14 protein-coding genes are annotated in these 16,966 nt (G+C 71.4%); 9 read left to right on the top strand and 5 right to left on the bottom strand.

The window, feature by feature from the left end:
- The first annotated feature begins 48 nt into the window (after positions 1–48).
- The gene (locus tag EI982_RS14425) at positions 49–528 is read left to right on the top strand and encodes an RNA-binding protein (RefSeq protein WP_157690354.1); all 480 of its coding nucleotides are present in this window, start codon (positions 49–51) and stop codon (positions 526–528) included.
- Here EI982_RS14425 and EI982_RS14420 read toward each other — a convergent pair.
- Complete coding sequence (locus EI982_RS14420) at positions 510–1,184, bottom strand: DUF1028 domain-containing protein (RefSeq protein ID WP_157690353.1); 675 nt, start codon at positions 1,182–1,184, stop codon at positions 510–512. The two genes, EI982_RS14425 and EI982_RS14420, sit on opposite strands and share 19 nt — an antisense overlap.
- An 89-nt stretch (positions 1,185–1,273) precedes the next feature.
- Here EI982_RS14420 and EI982_RS14415 point away from each other — a divergent pair, with 89 nt between their 5' ends.
- Together EI982_RS14415 and uvrA are read left to right on the top strand one after the other, a co-directional pair.
- Positions 1,274–1,627, top strand: a complete 354-nt coding sequence (locus tag EI982_RS14415) for a cell division protein SepF (protein WP_157691242.1) — start codon at positions 1,274–1,276, stop codon at positions 1,625–1,627.
- A gap of 197 nt (positions 1,628–1,824) precedes the next feature.
- Positions 1,825–4,809: an excinuclease ABC subunit UvrA gene (gene uvrA, locus EI982_RS14410; RefSeq protein WP_157690352.1), complete on the top strand. Its 2,985-nt coding sequence runs from the start codon at positions 1,825–1,827 to the stop codon at positions 4,807–4,809.
- 9 nt (positions 4,810–4,818) lie between these two features.
- Here the strand turns inward: uvrA and EI982_RS14405 are convergent, their stop codons facing one another.
- Positions 4,819–5,949 carry a serine hydrolase domain-containing protein gene (locus tag EI982_RS14405; RefSeq protein WP_157690351.1) on the bottom strand — a complete coding sequence of 377 codons (1,131 nt, stop codon included), beginning with the start codon at positions 5,947–5,949 and terminating at the stop codon, positions 4,819–4,821.
- Between the two features lie 92 nt (positions 5,950–6,041).
- Between EI982_RS14405 and EI982_RS14400 the strand changes: the two genes are divergently transcribed.
- From EI982_RS14400 to EI982_RS14385, 4 genes are all read left to right on the top strand, one after another.
- On the top strand, positions 6,042–7,742 hold the full coding sequence (locus tag EI982_RS14400) for a PGF-CTERM-anchored ABC transporter substrate-binding protein (RefSeq protein WP_199243648.1): 1,701 nt from the start codon (positions 6,042–6,044) through the stop codon (positions 7,740–7,742).
- Positions 7,739–10,417 carry a hypothetical protein gene (locus tag EI982_RS14395; protein WP_157690349.1) on the top strand — a complete coding sequence of 893 codons (2,679 nt, stop codon included), beginning with the start codon at positions 7,739–7,741 and terminating at the stop codon, positions 10,415–10,417. The genes EI982_RS14400 and EI982_RS14395 overlap by 4 nt, the downstream gene beginning before the upstream one ends.
- A 100-nt stretch (positions 10,418–10,517) precedes the next feature.
- A complete protein-coding gene (locus tag EI982_RS14390) occupies positions 10,518–11,918 on the top strand; it encodes a ribonuclease FAU-1 family protein (RefSeq protein WP_157690348.1) in 1,401 nt (466 codons plus the stop codon).
- A 46-nt stretch (positions 11,919–11,964) separates the two neighbouring features.
- On the top strand, positions 11,965–12,702 hold the full coding sequence (locus tag EI982_RS14385; RefSeq protein ID WP_157690347.1) for an SDR family NAD(P)-dependent oxidoreductase: 738 nt from the start codon (positions 11,965–11,967) through the stop codon (positions 12,700–12,702).
- On the opposite strand, the gene EI982_RS14380 is transcribed toward EI982_RS14385, so the two are convergent.
- Positions 12,699–13,091 (bottom strand): DUF5611 family protein, encoded by a 393-nt coding sequence (locus EI982_RS14380; RefSeq protein WP_157690346.1) that lies wholly within the window; start codon positions 13,089–13,091, stop codon positions 12,699–12,701. The genes EI982_RS14385 and EI982_RS14380 overlap by 4 nt on opposite strands.
- 52 nt (positions 13,092–13,143) lie before the next feature.
- Positions 13,144–14,100 (bottom strand): DUF7093 family protein, encoded by a 957-nt coding sequence (locus tag EI982_RS14375; protein WP_157690345.1) that lies wholly within the window; start codon positions 14,098–14,100, stop codon positions 13,144–13,146.
- Between the two features lie 108 nt (positions 14,101–14,208).
- Between EI982_RS14375 and EI982_RS14370 the strand changes: the two genes are divergently transcribed.
- Positions 14,209–14,508, top strand: coding sequence for a DUF6432 family protein (locus EI982_RS14370; RefSeq protein WP_157690344.1), 300 nt, complete (start codon positions 14,209–14,211; stop codon positions 14,506–14,508).
- Positions 14,509–14,607: 99 nt separating this feature from the next.
- Positions 14,608–15,696 (top strand): CAF17-like 4Fe-4S cluster assembly/insertion protein YgfZ, encoded by a 1,089-nt coding sequence (gene ygfZ, locus EI982_RS14365; protein ID WP_157690343.1) that lies wholly within the window; start codon positions 14,608–14,610, stop codon positions 15,694–15,696.
- Here ygfZ and EI982_RS14360 read toward each other — a convergent pair.
- Positions 15,684–16,823 carry a geranylgeranyl reductase family protein gene (locus tag EI982_RS14360; protein ID WP_157690342.1) on the bottom strand — a complete coding sequence of 380 codons (1,140 nt, stop codon included), beginning with the start codon at positions 16,821–16,823 and terminating at the stop codon, positions 15,684–15,686. The genes ygfZ and EI982_RS14360 overlap by 13 nt on opposite strands.
- Between the last annotated feature and the right edge of the window lie 143 nt (positions 16,824–16,966).

Below are 16,966 nucleotides of genomic sequence, written 5' to 3'. Positions count from 1 at the left end.
CATCGACGGAACGGGCGACTTATGGACCGAGCGGTCCCAGACCTCAGCATGGAGGTCAAATCCCGCCACCACCTGCGGAGCGACGAGATCGGGGAGCTGACCGCGACGATCGAGGACGCGCTCGGAGTCGAAGTCGACGGCGACGCGTTCGAGCGTGTCGACCTCGTCGGGACCGAGTTCGACCTCGTCCTCGTCGACGGCGAGCCGGCGGTCTTCGTCGTCGACGACGAGCCGTTCCTGACGGTGCGGGGAGCGAACGCCTACCCGCCCGAACGCCGGGTCGTCACCGTCGACGCCGGCGCCGTTCAGTTCGTCAGCGACGGCGCCGACGTGATGCGCCCGGGCATCGTCGACGCCGACGACGCCATCGCGGCCGGCGACCTGGTCGTGATCGCCGAGGAGACCCACGGCAAGGCGCTCGCCGTCGGGCGGGCGCTCGAATCCGGCGCGGACATGGTCGGCGATTCGGGGAAGGTCGTCGAGTCGGTCCACCACGTCGGCGACGACCTCTACGAGTTCTCGGTCTGAGGATCGTATCGCTCCAGCGCGGCCTCGTATCCCCGCCTGGCCCGCCGGTAGGTCTCGCGCAGGTCCGCGACCGGCGAATCGCTGGCGTCGACCCGCAGGTCGTGATACAGCGGTTCCCCGCCGTCGGGCGTCGAGACGACGACGGCGGCGCTCCCGACTGGCAGTTCCTCGCGGCGGTCGCCGCCCGCCCGCTCCCCCGCCGCGAGCGCGGTGAGCAGGCGCCGGACGAGCGGCGCGTCGCGTTCGTTCTCGCGGTATCCCCGTACCATGGCCTCCAGTGTCGCCTCGTCGGTGAGCGACGTGCCGCCGGCGGTGTAGGCGTCGGCCGTCCGGTGGGCCGCGACCGGCCGGCAGTCGGCGCCGGTGTGGGCGGCGGTCGACGCGGCGTCGACGCCGTGGATCTGCCGGCCCGCGCCGTCGGCCGTCGCGTCGGCGAGCGCTGCGTCGATGGGGTCGCCGGCCGCGAGGGCCGCGAGACACCGCTCCCCGACCCCAGGGTCGGTCAGGCCGGCCGTCGCGACGGCGCCGTGGTCGCCGGCGTGCGGGCAGACGCTCCCCACCGCGGGGAGACGGGCGGCGGCCGCGACGCCGAACCGGTAGCGGGGGGTGTCCCTCCCCCCCTCGACGCGCTCCCGGACGCAGATGCTGTAGGTCACGGGCCAAGGCGTGGGCGCCGCGGTGAAAAGTCCGCCGTCGCCGTCCGTCTGACGCAAGAACTAATGAGGCGGTGGTGCCTGTACGTACTATGGGCATCATGAGCAAGATCCTCGGCGGGGGCGAGAGTCACAGCACCGAGGACTACGTCGAACTGAGCCTCGACGACTTCGACACGGCGCGAGCCGAAGCGGGGATGAGCGTCCACTTCGCGGAGATCAGCGAACAGCGCGACGCGATGGCGATCAAGGACGCCGTCTACGACGGCGACCTCGTCGTCGCGGACATCACGCGGATGAGCCCGAGCGACAGCGTGGTCGACCGGGTGCTGGAGGACCTCCGGCAGGTCGCCCGCGAGGTCGACGGCGACGTGGTCGTCAAGGAGGACGACCAAGTGGTCGTCACGCCGACCGGTGTGAAGATCAGCCGCGAGAAGCTCTCCTGATACTGCCGGCTGTAAGTCGATCAAGAGCTGCGCCACCCCCGAGTGGCGCAGCTCTTGAAACAGTTACAGCCGATAGTATGACGGGAGGTCCGTCCACCGGCCGGGGACGCCCGGACGCCGGCTGACGATCCTGCCGCCCCCGTCGCGACCGCCGGAACCGACAGGGTTTCGGCGGTCCGGCCCCCAGTCGCGCGTAGATGAGCAAGGACTACATCGAGGTTCGCGGGGCCGAGGAACACAACCTCAAGGACCTCGACGTCCGTATCCCCCGCGAGGAGTTCAGCGTCGTCACCGGGCTCTCCGGGTCGGGCAAGTCGTCGCTCGCCTTCGAAACGGTCTACGCCGAAGGGCAACGCCGCTACATCGAGTCCCTCTCCGCGTACGCGCGCAACTTCCTGGGCCAGATGGACAAACCACAGGTCGAGAGCGTCGAGGGGCTCTCGCCGGCCATCTCCATCGACCAGAAGAACGCCGCCAACAACCCCCGGTCGACGGTCGGCACCGTCACGGAGCTCCACGACTACCTCCGCCTGTTGTACGCCCGCGTCGGCACGCCCCACTGTCCGGAGTGCGGCCGCGAGGTGGGCGAACAGAGCGCCGGCCAGATGGTCCGGCGCCTCCTCGAACTGCCCGAGGGGACGAAAGCGAAGCTCTGTGCCCCGGTCGTCCGCGATCAGAAGGGCGCCTTCGAGGACCGCTTCGACGACCTGGTGAGCGAGGGCTACAGCCGTGTCGAGGTCGACGGCGAGCCCTACGACCTCACGATGGACCGCCCGGACCTCGACGAGAACTACGACCACACGATCGACGTGGTGGTCGACCGGGTGAAGATCGACCCCGACGCCCGCTCGCGGATCGTCGACTCGGTCGAGACGGCCCTGGCGGAGGCGGGCGGCGTCCTCAAGGTGATCCTCCCCGACCCGCCCGCCGGCGTCGAACTCGGCGGATCGACGGCGCGGTCGACGGGCGACCTGGCCGACGCCGAGGCGGACGGGACGGACGAGGCCGAGGGCGTCCCGGATCGGCTCGTCGTCGAGTTCTCCGAGGCCCTGGCCTGCACCCACTGCGGCATCGACATCCCGGAGATCGAAACCCGGAGTTTCTCCTTCAACAGCCCACACGGCGCCTGTCCGGAGTGCGAGGGGATCGGCAACACGAAGGAGGTCGACCCGGATCTCGTGGTGCAAGACGAGCGCAAGCCGCTGAAGGACGTCTTCGAGCCCTGGAGTTACAACCGGTCGTACTACCGCCGACAGCTCGACTCGCTGGCCCGCCACTTCGACGTCTCGGTCGACACGCCGTTCGCGGAGTTGGACGAGTCGGTCCAGGACGCCTTCCTCTACGGCACCGACGAGGACGTCCTCTTCAAGTGGACGACCAAGAACGGCGTCCGCCGGAAGGAGGAACCCTTCGAGGGCGTGATCGGCAACCTCGAACGCCGGCACGTGGAGACGGATTCGGACAACACCCGCGATCACATCGAGGAGTTCATGGCCGTCACCACCTGCCCCGAGTGCGAGGGGACGCGCCTCAAACCCTCCTCGCGGGCCGTTCTCGTCGACGGGACGGCCATCACCGCGGTCAACCGCATGAGCATCGCGGACGCGCTCGATCACTTCGAGGGGCTGGAGTCGAGCCTGACCGAGCGCGAGCGCACCATCGCCGAGGAGATCCTGAAGGAGATCCGGGCCCGCCTCGGCTTCATGGCGGAGGTCGGCCTCGAGTACCTCACGCTGGACCGCGAGGCGTCGACCCTCTCCGGCGGCGAGTCCCAGCGCATCCGCCTCGCCACCCAGGTCGGCTCGGGGCTCGTGGGCGTACTCTACGTCCTCGACGAGCCCTCCATCGGCCTCCACCAGCGCGACAACGACCGCCTGCTCGACACGCTCGAGGGGCTCCGCGACCTGGGCAACACCCTCCTCGTCGTCGAACACGACGAGGAGACGATGCGCCGGGCCGACTCCATCATCGACATGGGTCCGGGACCGGGTCGGCGCGGCGGCGAGGTGGTCGTCCAGGGCGACTTCGACACCGTCGTCGACTCCGAGGAGTCGATCACCGGCGACTACCTCGCCGGCCGCCGGGAGATTCCGGTTCCGGACGAACGGCGCGACCCCGGGGACGGGACGCTCACGATCCGCGGCGCCCGCCAGCACAACCTCGCCGACGTGGACGTCGAGGTCCCGCTCGGGCAGTTCGTCGCCATCACGGGCGTCTCCGGATCCGGGAAATCCACCCTGATGCACGACGTGCTCTACAAGGGGCTGGCCCGGGAGATGAACGACAACACCTCCGTCGACCCCGGCGACCACGACGCAATCGAGGGGTACGAGGCGGTCGAGACGGTGCGGCTGATCGACCAGTCGCCCATCGGCCGGACGCCGCGGTCGAACCCCGCCACCTACACCGGCGTCTTCGATCACGTCCGTGAACTCTTCGCGGAGACGAACCTGGCGAACCAGCGAGGCTACGACAAGGGCCGGTTCTCGTTCAACGTCAAGGGCGGCCGCTGCGAGGAGTGTGGCGGCCAGGGAACGGTCAAAATCGAGATGAACTTCCTCTCGGACGTCCACGTCCCCTGCGAGGAGTGTGACGGCGACCGGTACAACGACGAGACGCTCGACGTCACCTACAAGGGCAAGACTATCGCCGACGTCCTGGGAATGGAGGTCGACGAGGCCCTCGACTTCTTCTCGGCCAACCCCGGCATCCGCCGGCGCCTCGAACTCCTGCGGGACGTCGGCCTCGGCTACATGCGACTGGGCCAGCCGTCGACGACGCTCTCCGGCGGCGAGGCCCAGCGGGTGAAACTCGCCGAGGAGTTGGGGAAGAAGGATTCCGGCGAGACGCTCTACCTGCTCGACGAACCGACGACCGGCCTCCACTCGGAGGACGAACGCAAACTGGTCGAGGTGCTCCACCGCCTCGCCGACGCCGGCAACACGGTGGTCGTCATCGAACACGAACTCGACCTCGTGAAAAACGCCGACCACGTGATCGACCTCGGCCCGGAGGGTGGCGAGGGCGGCGGCGAGGTGGTCGCACGCGGGACCCCCGAGTCGGTCGCCCGCGACGACGCGTCCCACACCGGTCGTTACCTGCGCGACCTGCTCCCCGACGTCGACCTGACGGGGCCGCGGTCGGACCGGCGCAAGCCCGCGAAGGCGGCGAGCGACGACTAGTCCCGAGGATCAGGCGAACGCCCGGCGCACCGCGTCGGCCATCGCGTTCGCCCGCTGGCCGTGTTCGACCTCGTCGCGGATGCCGTTCGTGACGTAGGCCATCGCCACCCCCGAGTCGGGGTCACCCCAGCCGACGATACTGCCCAGGCCGCCGTGGCCGAACGTCGTCCCCGGCGCGAGCGTGCCGTACTTGTCCCACGCGGTCCCGGCCCGCTCGAAGCCGAGCGCGTACCGCCGCGGTACCCCCATCGTCCCGTCCGTCTCGACGTCGGCGTGGACGCTCGTCGCCGTCTCGACGGTGTCGGTCGACAGCAGTCGCGTCCCGTCGAGGGTACCGCCGTTGACGAGGCAGGCGTAGAAGCGCGCCATGTCGCGGGCGGTGCCCACGCCGGTCGCCGCCGGGACGACCGCCCGGCGGATCGACTCGCGGTTGAACAGCGCCGCGGCCTCGGCAGCGCTGCCCTCCAGTCCCACGCCGACGTCCCGGCAGCGCTCGCCCGGTTCGAAGCCGGCGAGCGTCGCGACGTCGTCGGGGTCGCCGTCCGGCAGACCGATCGAGGTGTCGACCATGCTCAGCGGTTCGAAGACGTGTTCGCGGGCGTAGGCGTCGACCGGCTGGCCGCCGACACGTCTGACGAGTTCGCCCACGAGGAAGCCGTAGGTGAGCGCGTGGTACGCGGCGGTCGACCCCGGACGGAATCGGGTGTCGAGGGCCTCCATCGCCGCGACGGCGTCCGCCCAGTCGGTCCACCGATCCGGGTCGTCGTCGAGGGGACCGTACGGCAGGCCGGCTTGGTGGCTGAGGACGTGCCGAACCGTCGCCGTCGCCTTCTCCGTGCCGGGGTCCGCGAACCCCGGCCAATGGTCGCGAACGGGGTCGTCGTAGGCCAGGCGGCCGCGCTCGACGAGGTGGTGGAGACAGATCCCGGCGTACGGTTTCGTGCACGAGAAGAGGACGTGCCGGCGGTCCGGCGTCGTCTCCGGGCCGTCGGGACCGACCGTCCCGGTCGCCAGGTCGAGGACGAGTTCCGTCCCGTCGTACACCGCCAACTGCGCGCCGTGGTGGAGGCCGGTCGCCGCGTGGCGCTCGAACACGCGCCGCACTCGGGTCGGGGGGTCGGCGTCGAACGTCGAAGCCATACGAGGGTGACGGGCGCGGCGGCCGAAAGCCCGTCGCTGAGAACAACCGAACTTTCGGTGGATAAATGAGGGTTGACCCGTTGGAAAGGGATATGAACGCGCGAGGCTGTGTGCTCGCCGCGCTCGTCGTCCTCGCGGGACTCGGTCCGGCGGGCGTCGGGACCGCAGCAGCCGCCGACGAGTGCGAGTTCCCCCTGACGCGGACGGACGCGACGGGGACGGACGTGACGGTGTCCGCCGACCCCGAGACGGTGGTGACGCTGAACCCCAGCGCCGCCCAGACGATGTACGAAATCGACGCCTGGGACGCAGTGGTCGGCGTCTCGACGTACGCCGACTACCTCCCCGGCGCGGACGAGAAGGCGTCGATCGGAACCGGCAACAGCGACGCGACGGTCGAGCAGACCCTCGCCCTGGATCCCGACCTCGTTCTCGCGCCGAACACCATCGACGACTCGGTCGTGTCACAGCTCCGAAACGGGGGACTGACCGTGTACCAGTTCGAGGCGGCCGAGGACTTGGACGACATCGTCGAGAAGACGCGTTTGACTGGTGATCTGGTGGGTGCCTGCGAACGTGCCGACTCCCGCGCCGACGAGATGGAACGGCAACTCGACGTCGTCGAGGGGGCGGTCGACGACGTGGAACGCCCCGACGTCTTCTACACCTTCTTCGGATTCACCGCCGGCGAGGATACGTTCGTCCACGAGGTGATCGAAACCGCCGGCGGGAACAACATCGCGGCCGAGAACGCCGGGGCGAACGCGGACGGCCTCACGTCCGGCTTTTTCGACGTCAGCCCCGAGGTCGTCGTCGAGACCGATCCCGCGTGGTTCGTCCTGAACAGCGACGAGTACGACCGCGCGACGGTACCGTCGGGTCCCGGCGGGGTCTACGAAGGCACGACGGCCTACCGGGAGGGCAACGCGGTCGTCCTCGACGCGAACGAGATCAGCCAGCCGGCGCCACGGATCGTCGACGCCATCCTCGACCTCGTTCGCGTCCTCCACCCGGAGGCCTACGAGACCGAGATCCGCGGGCGGATCGACCGGGAGGCACTCGACGGAGAACGCGGGACGACGGCCGAGCGCCTCGCCGACGGGAGCGTCCAGTTGCGGGCGTCGAACGTCGGCCGCGCGAACGAGGTGGGGTTCGCCCTCCCCGCCCGCGAGAACGTGACCGCAGACGTGCGCGCGGCGAACGTCACGCTCGCGACCGTGAACCCGACGTTCGAACTCCGACTGCGCTACGGCGGGAACCACACGGCGCCGAACGGCACCCGCGCCTTGGAGTCGATGCGTCTCTCCGGGAACGGCATCTTCGCGAACGACGTCGACCACCTGAGGCTCCGGGTAGCCGTGAACCGGAGCCGTCTCGACGGGGCCGATCCGGAGACGGTCACGCTCTATCGCGCGGGCGAGGGTGAGGGCGGGAGCGAGAACGGAAGCGACTGGGTGCCCTTGCGGACGACGCGGGTGAACGGGACGGCGACGAACGAGACGGCAGCGAACGCTACCGACGACACCATCGTCTACGAGGCCCGGACGACCGGCTTCCCGACGCTCCTGTTGGCCGTCGACGACCCGGACGCCACGGCGGCGACGAACCGGACGGCGACGGCGACGGCGACGGCGACGACGACCCCGACGGCGACACCCGACGGCGTGGCGTCGACGGCCCGAAGCCCGACCGCCGCGCGAACGGATACGCCATCGACGTCCGGGAGCGCGCCCGGCTTCGGGGCGCTCATCGCGGTGCTTTCGATACTGCTCGCCGTCGGGTGCCGCCGATGATCGACCGTCGCGGGACGCTCCCGGTCGTCGGACTCACCGCCCTGGTGCTCGTGGCGGTCCCGGCAGCGGGCGCGGGGGTCGGATTCGGGGAGGCGAACGTCTCGCCGACGGCCGTCTCTACCGGCGCAACCACGACGGTCGACCTCTCCGTGAACGCGACCGGGGTGAACACCGGCGACGGAACGACGGGCGCGAACGTCACCGTGAGCGCGCCGGCGGCGCTCGATCTCTCGGGGGCGACGACGACGGCGTCGGCGACGACGCCGAACGCGACCGGCGTGACGGCGACGGTCGACGCGGGGACGAACGCGGTCGTCGTCTCGTGGGACGACGACGGCGGAATCGCCACGGAGACGGTATCCGTCTCCGTGTCCGTCGACGGCGTCGCCGTCGGTCGCACGGGGGACCACGAGGTGACGGCGACGGTCGACGCCGACGGCGACGGGACCACCGACGCCAGCGGGACGGTCGGCACCGTCACCGCCACCGCGACGGACAGCGACCGGAGCGTCACGACCGCGGGCTCGACGCTCTACCTTGGGGAAGAGGACGTGGACCTGACGGGACTCGACGGCGCGGCGCGGGCGGGCGAGGACGACCGGTTCTACGGCGTCGGTGGCGACGCCGAGGGTGGGGTCGCGACCGTCGACGACGCCGCCACCGCCGACGTGTCCCTGGGCAACGGGTTCACCGCCGGCACCTACGCGTTCGCGGCCGGCGGCCCCCGCGCCTTCTCGGTCGATCGCCCGAACGTGACGGCCGTCGAACTCTACGTCGGCGACACCGCGTCCGGCACCGAGGTGTCCGGGTCGTCCGTGCCACGGAGCGTCGGGACGCTCACGGTCGATCCGACGTTCGACTTCGCGGCGGCGGACGAGGCGAGGGTGACCGTCGAAGACGGTGACGGGCTGAACCTCACCGGCGAACTCGTCGACGATCCGACGGTCGCGAGCGACGACGGGACGGTCACCATGGACGTCTCGGAGCTCTCGACCGGCACCTACACGATCAGGGTCGAGGGCGCTACCGACCTCGATCACGTAAACGGATCGACGACGGTGCGAATTCGTCCCGAAGCCCGCACCGTCTCGCTGAGTCGGACGCGCGTCGTCCACGGCGAGTCGACGGTAGCGACGGTGAGCGGCGCGCCGGGCGCGACCCGGTACGTCCGACTGTCGGGCGACGCCCTGCGCGACGGCCAGTCGGTGACGGTCCCCACCGCGAACGCCGTCTTCGGCGGGGCCGAAGGACTGGTGTTCGTCGACGCCGACGACGCGGCCAACGTCATCTACGCCGTCGTTTCCCTCGACGAGGACGGCTTCGCTCGGGTGAAAATCGGGACGGACCGACTCGCCGAGGGCGACCACGACGTCGCGGTGGCACGCGACGCCACGGCCGACGACGAGGCGACGGTGCCGCTCACGGTGGCCGACCGTGACGTCTCGGTGACGCCCGCACGGTCGACACTGGCGGTCGGCGAGACGGTGACCGTCTCGGGGACGGCCCGCGGCGCCGACGATGTGAAGCTGTACGCCGCCGTCGGCGGCGAGTACGCCCCGCTGTACGAGGACGACGACGAACTCGCGGAGGCACGCGTCCGCAACGACGGCTCGTGGACCGTCGACCTCGACACCCGTTCGGTCCTGACCGTCCCGGGACGGTACCGGATCGTCGCACTCCCCGACCCCGGCGACGACCGCCTGGGATCGACCACCCGTCTGTCCGAATCGACGGTCGAGGACGTCGACGACCGCGGCACCACGACCGTCCGGACGGTCGATCCGTCGCCGTCGGCGTCGGCCTCGCGGTCGTACGCCGCCACCGGCACCGACGACGACGTACGGATCACGGGCCGGGCACCCGGGCCGGCCGAGACCGTCCGCCTCCACGTCGTCGGACCACGCGGCGCGGTCGACTCCCGGGACGTGTCCGTCGACGACGACGACGGGTTCGACGTCGACTACACCGCATTCGACGAGACCGGCACCTACCGGCTCCTGGTCGTGACGGCCGGCCGCGACGGCACGTTCGGCGCCGACGGCGATGCGACGACGGCCGTCGAGGCGGAACTCTCCGGCTCCGAGACACGACGCGAGGCGATTGCCATCCTCCGCGACGCCTACGGTGGCGCCGGCGTCGACGACCGGCTCGTCGCACTGAACGTCACCGCGGCCGACCCCCGAGTCGGCATCGCGGCGGTGCGCGAACGTGACGGGGGACTCGTCGTATCGGGGACCTCGAACCGCGAGAACGGGACGGTCGTCCTCCTCGACCTCCGAGACGGGAGTCGAACCGTCGCCGCCGCCGACGCCACGGTGAACGCCTCCGGCCGGTGGCGGACCGCCGTCGACGCAACCGCCCTCGACGCCGGCCGCTACACGCTCCATGCCGAGATACCCGAGGCGAACGACGAACGGACCGTCGAAGTCGGGACGGCACCCACGGCAACGGCGGCGCCAGCCGGAACCCCGACGCCCGACTCGGCTGGGGCGGGAGCGGCGACACCGACGTCGACACCCACGGCGACCCCGGCCGGCGCCACGGGCGGGACCGCCGGAGCAACCGAGCGGGCGAACCGAGCCGAGACGACCGGCGACGGCGCCGGGTTCGGCGTCGGCCCCGCGCTCCTCACGTGGGTCGTGGCGTGCCTCGTGGCGGCGGGACGGCGGCGGTAAGGCGTCTCCGTCGCAGTCAAAACCCCACGGCTCCAAGCGCCGGTGTGATGTACGTCGAACTCCCCGCCCGGCCGCCGGCCGGCCGCCGACCGCGTCGCGCATGAACGTCCGCATCCGTGGCATCTACACGACGGCGCTCACCCGCCGTTTTCTCGACGCCGATCACGCCGTCGTCGACGCCTCCGACCCCATCCGCGACCGGTTCGACGCGTCGTTCGGGACGGCCCCCCACGACGTCCACGTCGGGACGACCCGGGACCGGCAGGGCGTCGAGGCGACGGGAGACCCCGACGCGGTGGCGACGGCGGTCGAGCACCTGGACGCGACCCGCGACACTTTCGCGTGGCCCGCCGCGGCCCCGAAGGAGGCCGTCTTCGACGCCCGCGTGACCGAGACGCTGGGGAGCGGTGCCGTGTGTGACCTCGGCGACGCGGAGGGCTTTCTCCCCTTCGGGAACGCCGCCGACCACGTCGCAGTCGGGGACCACCGCCGCGTCCGCGTCGCGGAGCCGGCGGCGCCGTGGATCGATCGCCGGCCCGTCCTCGACACCGACCTGCGGGTGCGGGCGGGACCGGCGACGCTCGTCCACGGCGAGTCGGGCGTGACCGTCGACACCCGCGACGAGGCGGCCGGGCGTGAACTCGCCGGCATGACGGATCTGCTGGGGATCGAACCGCCCGACGGCTGGGGGCTTCGGTGGAGCGACGCGGCGACCGACGCCGACATGGGACGGCTGGAGGCGGCGCTCTCGCGGGCGGTCGAGCGGGCCGAGGCGCTCCCCGTGGACGACCCGGTCGAACCGGTCCGTCGGCTGGCCGCACCCGCGGCGACGACGTGGGTGTGGTTCGGCCGCGAGGCGCGCTTCGCCCTCGATTCGGACCGGCGGGCGGTGACGACGACCATGACCGGCCACCACCGCGTCAAGGCGGCCTCGTCGGACGCGAGCCGCGCGGTCGACCTCGTGGAGGCGCTGTCGGACGACGACGCGGGACCGGCGGGCGAGGAGTTCCCCTTCGAGGCCGTCACCGACACCTTCGGCCCCGTCGCCGGCGACGACGTCCGCCTCGAACACGGCAAGCCCGACGGCCGGCTGATCGTCCTCGGTCGGGCCGCGGTGACGGACCGCGACCCCGACGGCACGCTCACGCTCCGCCGCGAGATGACCGCCGGCGGCACCTACGACGCCCTCGGCGTCGACCGTGAGGCCGGCGACGTGGCGACCACGAAGGTCCGCGAGGGGCGGTGGTGGTATCCGACCGTCTACCGCGACGCGGACGGGGAGCGCAAGGGGACGTACGTCAACGTCTGTACCCCCGTCGAGTGTTTCCCCGACGCCGTCCGCTACGTCGACCTCCACGTCGACGTGGTGAAAGGACCGGACGGCGAGGTTCGCCGAGTCGACGACGACGAACTCGACGCCGCCGTCGACGCCGGGCTGGTCTCCGCGGACGCCGCCGAGAAGGCGCGGTCGGTGGCCTCGGGACTGGTCGAGGCCATCTGACCGGGCCGACCCGCATCTCTTTGCGCGTCCCCGTCCATCCACGGGTATGCTCACGACCGACCTCTCCGACCGGGTCGCACTGGTGACGGGTAGCGCGAAGGGCGTCGGCCGCGAACTGGCCCTCTCGATGGCCGAGGCGGGGGCGGCGGTGGCGGTCCACTACCACACGAGCGCCGAGGCGGCGCGGGCGACGGCCGCGGTGGCCAGGGAGGAGAGCGGTCGCGCGACGACGGTACAGGGCGACGTGACCGACCCCGACGACGTCGACGCGATGTTCGACGCCGTCGAGACGGACCTCGGCACCGTCGACGTCCTCGTCAACAACGTCGGCGACTTCGCGCCCCGCCACTGGGAGGACATCGACTTCGAGACGTGGAACCGGGTGCTGGAGACGAACCTCAACGGCACCTACCTCTGTTCGAAACGGGCGCTCCCGGCGATGCGCGAGGCCGAGTTCGGCCGCATCGTCAACGTCGGCTACGCGGGCACCGAGCGGGCGCTGGTCTACCCGAAGAACTTCCCCTACCTCGTCGCGAAGACGGGCGTCATCATGTTCACGCGGATGCTCGCCAACGACACCACCGAGGACGGCATCACCGTCAACTGCATCTCGCCGTACGTCGTCGAGAACTCCGACGAGTTCCCCGACGAGGCGCCGCGCGGCCGGTGGGCCTCCTTCGCCGACCTGCGGCAGGTGCTCTTTTTCTTCCTCGATGCCGACAGCGACTACGTGAGCGGCGAGAACGTGGAGGTGGACGGCGGCTGGATTCCGGAGGCGCTCTAGGCGTTCGGGACGTCGTCGGGGTCGTCCTCGACGGAGCGTTTCATCGAGTCGCGGCGGGATTTGGCGTCCCGCCCCGTCACCTCGAGCAGGAAGTCGTTTTTCGCGTTCACCGCGTCCTCGGCGGCGTCGGCGTGACCCTCCTCGATGACCTGTGCGGCCGGCTTCTCCTCGAAGTGGACCGCGAGCTTGTCCTTCTTGCCGCTGTACTCCGCCGCACCGGCGACGATGCGCTCGAACACGGGGTTGTCGGGCTCGCCGACCACGAAGAGGTCGTTCCCTTCGTACTCCTCGGTTCCCGTGACCGAGCCGAAGTACTCCTCGACCGTCCCTTTCAGATCCGGCGCGTTCTCGTCCAGAGTTTCCCCGCGACGCATCTTGTACTCCTTCATGCCGTCCGATTCGGAAGGCGACGGTTTACCAGTTTCGTCCTCCCGACGACCGTCACCGCTCGCGCTCGGCGATGTAGCCCTGGTGACACTCGGGACAGATGTCGCCGGCGCGCATCGACGACCCGCCCGCACCCCGGGCGTGACCACAGTTGGGACAGAAGAACTCCGTCTCCGCCGCCGTCGTTCGGTCGTCGCCGACGGGTTCGACCTCCTGGGCGGCGACGAACTGCTTGCCCGCGGCGCCGCCGGCCGCCTCGGTCGTCCCGTTCGCGGCGGTGCCGTCCCCGACGGCGGGCCCCACCTCCTCGTCGAGAGCGACGTCGTCCGGCGCCGCGTCGCCGGGCGCCGCGTCGAATCCCTCGTCCTCGCCCTCGGGGTCGGGCCACCCCTCGCCTTCGACCACGGTCGTGCCGTCGTCGGCCTCCGGGACGGCCGCCGTCTCCTCCGCGTCGTCGGCGGTGTCGGCGGTGGTGTCGTCGGCACCGGGCCACTCCCCGGGCTCCCGGTCGACACTCGGTCCGTCGTCGTCGAGGATAACCGCGTCGTCCTCCTCCGCGCTGGGCGACGGATCGGTATCGGCCTCGGCGGTCGCCGGGTCGTGGGCGGGCGACGGGTCGGCCTCGGCGGTCTCCGACTCGTGGGCGGACACCGGATCGACGTCGGCCTCGACGGCCGGCTCCGACCCCGAGTCCGGATCCACCTCGGCGCCGTCGTCCGCCGGCTTCCCCCCGGTGGCCGGCGTCTCCGCGTCCGTCGTCGCCTCCGCCTCGGCGTCGTCGGCGTCCAGATCGGGCGTCACGCCGCCGCCGAGTCCCGTCGTCACGCCCTCCTCGGTCGGGTCCCGCACGGGGCGGACCTCCTTGTTCTCGCTGACGATCCGGCGTTCCCCACACCGCTCACAGGTCTCGACGGTCCGGTACGTCACGACCACCTCGTCGCCGCGCTCCTCCCGCTCACGCTCCACCTCGCGGTTCGCGTATTCGTGTCCCAGTAGGCACCTGAGTCCCATTGGGCACGGATAGCGGGGGCACCACCAAAAGCCTCCGTCAGACGCCCGTCCGACGGGTGAGCCCGGCGGTCGGTACTGGTAAACCGACCGCGGCCGTTACCACCGCTCATGAAGGCCAAACGGGAGTTCCGGGACCGCGCGGACGTCGAGGTGGCGGTCCTCGACGCGCTGGTCGACCGCGGCGAGGACGGCATGACCGTCTTCGAACTCCGTGCGGCCGTCGAAGTCGACATCGACACGCTCGAAGACGCCCTCGCGGAGCTGAAGTCGGACTCGCTCATCGTCGTCGAATCGAACGACGGCCGGACGGTCGTGCTCCCGGACGACCGCGTCGTCCCCGACCCGAGGGAGGCGCCCGCGGAGGACGAAAGCCTGCTCGACGCCGTCCGCGACCGGCTGGGACTCTGAACCCCCGGCCGCCGTCCACGCCCTCGCCGTCGCCACCGGCCAGTCCCGACGCACCCCCGACCGCGGCGCTTTTTCCCCCTGCCCGCCTACGGGTCGTCGATGACACGGGGTCTCCACGCCGACTACGGCGCCGAGTTCGAGACGCGCGACGGGCGAACCGTCGTCGCCCACTACGGCCGTCCCGAGCGCACCCACCTCGCGGTCCGCAACGGGGTCGGCGTCATCGAGATGGACTACGGCGTCGTCGTCGTCGAGGGAGCCGACGCCGTCGACTTCGTCGACAACACCGTCTCGAACCGCGTCCCCGCGGCCGACGGCGAGGGCTGTTACGCGCTCCTGCTCGACCCCCAAGGCGGCATCGAGACCGACTGTTACGTCTACAGCGCCGACGAGCGCCTGCTCTGTTTCACCCCGGCGGAGCGTGCGACGCCCCTCGCCGAGGACTGGAGCGACAAGGTGTTCATCCAGGACGTGTCGGTCCGCGACGCCACCGACGAGTTCGCCGTCTTCGGCGTCCACGGCCCGTCGGCGACCGAGACGGTCGCCACCCTCCTGGCGGGGGCGAGCGTCCCCGAGACGCCCCTGACGTTCGTCCGCGGCTCCCTCGCCGGCACCGGCGTGACCGTCGTCGCGACGGACGAGCAGACCGGCGAGACGGGCTACGAGGTCGTCTGTGCCGCTGACGACGCCGAGGACGTCCTCGACGCCCTCCTCACCCGCGGCACGCCGACGACGCCGGTCGGCCACCGGACCTGGAACACGTTGACCCTCGAGGCGGGGACGCCGCGTTTCGACACCGAACTCGTCGGCCGCGTGCCGAACGTCGCCGGCGTGCGCAACGCGCTCGACTTCGACAAGGGATGTTACGTCGGCCAGGAGGTCGTCTCCCGCGTCGAGAACCAGGGGCGGCCCAGCGAGCGACTGGTCGGCCTCACCCTCGATACCGTCCCCGACGCGGGCGCGACGGTCGTGGCGGGCGGCGACGACGTCGGTGCGGTGACCCGCGGCGCCACGAGTCCGTCGCTCGATCGCCCGGTCGCGCTCGCGTACGTCGACAGCGGAACCCTCGAGGACGGCCCCGACCTCGCAGTATCCGTCGACAGCGAGACCGTCGACGTGACGGTGACGGCCCTCCCCTTCGTCGAGGGGAGCGGTCGCTCGGCCCGCCTGCCCCGTTACTCCGACTGACCCGCGTCCGTCCGCGTCGGATCGTCGTCCCCCCGCCAGGGGAGGAGACCGCCCGCGAGCGCGCGGAGGTGTGCCGCCGAGAAGAAGGAGGTCGGCCGATCCATGTGGACCCCGATTTCGCCGTCGAGCGCCCCGAGTCCGAGCCGCTGGACCGGATCGGGCAGGGAGTACGCCCGGCGGATCAGCCCCCCGAGTCGGATCTCGCGGCCGAGTTCGGCCCGCCACGCTCGCTCGTAGGCCGCGAGCGTCGTGGGGTCGTCGGGATCGATCGTCTCGGCGGCACGGTCCGCCGCCGTCATGCCGTAGAGGATGCCGCCGCCGGTGAAGGGTTTGGTCTGGGCGGCGGCGTCGCCGACGAGGAAGACCCGGTCGCCCGTGACGGTGTCGGGCGGACCGATGGGGATCCCCCCCGAGCAGCGGCGATCCGTCTCGACGCCGTAGGCGTCGGTCAGGCGCTCGAAGCGCTCGGTCACGTCGGCGCCGGGCGGCGCCGCGAGGCCGTACTCGACGCCTGCGTCGCCGCGAGGGATACGCCACGCGAAGAAGCGCGGCACCGTCAGGTGGACGTCGACGAAGTCGCCGTGGTCCGGCGTCTCGTCGAACGCGAGGACGCCGTGGAGCGTCTCGGACGGCTCCGGGAGGCCGGCCTCGCGGCGCACCCGCGAGGCGGGACCGTCACAGCCGGCGACCAGTCGCGTCTCGAACGTGACAGTCCCCCCGTCGGCCCGGGCGGTCACCGTCGCGCGGTCGTCCGCGACGGTCACGCCGGTGACGGTGTGGCCCTCGCGCACGTCGGCGCCGGCGGCCCGCGCGGCGTCGGCGAGGGTGCGATCAAGCGCCACGCGGTCGATCACGTTCGACACCTCGTCGGTCTTGTAGAAGGGGTAGGCGCGGGACCCGGGGCCGCCGAGGTGGAAGTTAGCGCCGAAGACGCGGTTCTGTCGGAGGTCGGCCGCGCTCCCCTCGGGCACGTAGTCCCAGATGTCGGTGCTGACGTGACCGGAGCAGGCGAGCGGCGTTCCTACCGTCCCCTTCTCGAGGGCGAGGACGTCGTACCCGGCCTCGGCGGTCCGGCGGGCGAGGCGTGCCCCCGCCGGCCCGACGCCGACCACGACGAGATCGTACATAGCCGTACTAGCCGCTCGGCGGGACAAATACTCGGCGGTCCGGGTCGTCGCGGCGAGCGCCCGCGCGTCGTCATAGTGTTTATTGTAACTGTTTACCGGTGGTTCGCCGGGACGGGTCGGCGAACCACCGGCAATGACTTACG

Origin of the sequence: Haloplanus salinarum (assembly GCF_009762275.1) — an archaeon.
Classification (GTDB): Archaea; Halobacteriota; Halobacteria; order Halobacteriales; family Haloferacaceae; genus Haloplanus; species Haloplanus salinarum.
The sequence above is the reverse complement of the archived record's forward strand: the minus strand, read 5'-3'. Positions and strand labels throughout refer to the sequence as shown.